Origin of the sequence: Porticoccus sp. (assembly GCF_041592135.1) — a bacterium.
Taxonomy (GTDB): Bacteria; Pseudomonadota; Gammaproteobacteria; order Pseudomonadales; family Porticoccaceae; genus Porticoccus.
This window is the reverse complement of record NZ_JBFHQR010000202.1, coordinates 1-2483: the sequence shown is the minus strand read 5'-3', so window position 1 is coordinate 2483 and position 2483 is coordinate 1. Positions and strand designations below refer to the sequence as shown.

At 58.7% G+C, this 2483-nt stretch carries 3 protein-coding genes; all 3 read left to right on the top strand.

The window, feature by feature from the left end:
* On the top strand, nt 1-329 hold a 329-nt coding region (locus tag ABY948_RS12060), incomplete at its 5' end, for an SdiA-regulated domain-containing protein (protein WP_461482780.1).
* 128 nt (nt 330-457) lie between these two features.
* Nucleotides 458-2206, top strand: a complete 1749-nt coding sequence (gene cptA, locus ABY948_RS12055) for a phosphoethanolamine transferase CptA (protein ID WP_461482779.1) — start codon at nt 458-460, stop codon at nt 2204-2206.
* Between the two features lie 57 nt (nt 2207-2263).
* The coding region (locus ABY948_RS12050) for a prepilin-type N-terminal cleavage/methylation domain-containing protein (RefSeq protein ID WP_461482781.1) at nt 2264-2483 on the top strand (220 nt) is incomplete at its 3' end.

Below are 2483 nucleotides of genomic sequence, written 5' to 3'. Positions count from 1 at the left end.
TTGATGGCTTTGCCGCCAACACCGGATCAATCGCCATCTCCAACCCACTGGATCTTGAACAAAACTCCTACGGCAACAGGGACTTGTCAGGGGTTTTCTTTGACAGCCGCTCCGGCAATCTGTTGCTGCTCAGCCACGAATCAAAACAACTCACCTCGATCAATCTGCTTGGCCGGGCCTCCAGTCAAATAAGGCTCATGGGCGGCCAAGCGGGGCTGGCAGAGGACATCGCCCAACCCGAAGGGATTACTATCGACAACCAAAACAACCTGTACATACTGGGCGAACCCAACCTCCTGTATCAGTTCCAATACACCCGGACACCCTGATTCACCGCTGTAACCACGCCCCCCATTTTTATCGGCAAGTGTCGTCGCCTACCCGCAATCGGGCGTTAAGACAGACTTAAGAATTAAACGGTATACTCCTGGCAACATTACAATAATAGAAAATTGCCATGCTCCGTTTCCCTCAAAAACACCCGCTGTTGTGGGCCTATGTCTTCGTAGCCTACTTTTCCCTCAGCTATCACATTCCCATCTACATCACCGGCATGTCCGGCTCCATCGGACTGCGCGAATCGCTGATCATGAGTTTTTCCTGGCTGATCCCGATCCTGCTGCTGCCGCAGCACGCCAGGAAGTGGCTGGCCCTCACGGGCATACTGATGTGGCCCTGCGCCCTGATCGCGGTGTTTTATTTCGTGGTTTATGGCCAGGAGTTTTCCCAGAGCGTTATTTTCATTGCCTTCGAATCCAACGTCGCCGAGAGCAGCGAGTTCATCCTGTCCTACTGGCGCTGGTGGTACGCACCCTTAGCCCTGATATTCAGCGCCATCCCCATCTGGATGTGGCGCCAGGCCCGGCCCTTGCAACTGGGTCGACGCCAACGCCTCAGCTACGCACTGGTCTTTGCGCTGATCGCCTTCTGGCCATTTATCAACAGCGCACTGTTTAAAGCCCAGAAAACGGTCGACGACGCCCTCTACCACCAAATGGTGCGCATGGAGCCCGCGGCCCCCTGGAACCTGGTGATGGGCTACGTGAAATACCGGCAACAAATGGCCGACATGAACCAGCTGCTGGCACAAAACAGCCAGATTAAACCCCTGCAAAACCTGGTGGCCGACCCCGCCGCCCTGCCCGATACCGTGGTACTGGTGATCGGCGAATCCACCAACCGCCAGCGCATGAGCCTCTACGGCTATGATCGCCCCACCACACCGAACCTGGATGCGCTCAACCGCAAGGGCGAACTGGTGGTGTTCAACGACGTGGTGACCCCGCGGCCCTACACCATTGAGGCGCTGCAACAGGTGCTGTCGTTCGCAGACTCCAAAAATCCCGAACGCTTTTTCAGCCAACCCACCCTGGTCAACATGATGAAACAGGCGGGCTACGACATTACCTGGATCACCAACCAGCAAACCCAGACCCGCCGCAACACCATGCTGACCACCTTCTCCCAGCTGGCCGACCACCAGGTGTACCTGAACAATAATCGCCAGCAAAACGCCAACCAGTACGACAACGTGGTATTGCAGCCCTTTTCCGAGGCACTGGGTACCGCCGCCCCAAGAAAATTCATCGTCGTGCATTTGCTCGGCACCCACCGCGCCTACGATTGCCGCTACCCCAAAGACTTCGCCGCCTTCACCGGCAAGACGGACGTTCCCGAGTGGGTTTCGGCAGATTTGCTGGACGAATACAACAGCTATGACGACGCCATTCGCTACAACGACATGGTGGTTTCCGAGCTGATCGAGGAGACGCGCATGGCGGGGGGCAAGAGCCTGCTGCTGTACCTGTCCGACCACGGCGAAGAGGTTTACGACAACCCCGGCGACCTGTTTACCGGCCGCAATGAGGCGGCACCCACCTCCGCCATGTACACGGTGCCCTTTATTGTCTGGGGATCGGAAGACTTCCAGAAAAGCCGGGATATGGCGCCCTGGCAAGCCGCCGTGGACCGACCCTATTCCAGCGCCTACTTTATCTACTCCTTTGCCGATATGGTCGGCCTGCGTTTTGACGAAATGGACTACAGCGCCAGCCTGATCGCCGAGGAATTCAAGGCGTTGCCGCGCTGGATTGGCGACCCGCTCAACCCCGGCTCGCTGCAAGACTACGCCAGTGTGGAAAGGGCCGAGAATCAACTCAACATCGCCCGCCGCGACGATACCGAGGACGCCACCAAGGCACTCTGAACAGCCACCGGAGACGCGACAGCGACAACTGCACAGTTGTGCCTGTCGCCGGCCCCGGTGCCTCCCCGGATACTGCCGACTTGCCGACTTGCCGACTTGCCCATTCCCCGACGTACAGACCCACTTCCCCGACCGCCGACGAATCCAGAAGACGTGGAACCCGACCGGACGAGCTCCGAGACAGCAGCCGCGCGCGAGCGGCCGGACGGCGGCTTCACGCTGCTCGAGGCCCTGGTGGCGCTGGCGCTGCTGGCGTGGGTGGTGCTCTACTTCCTGG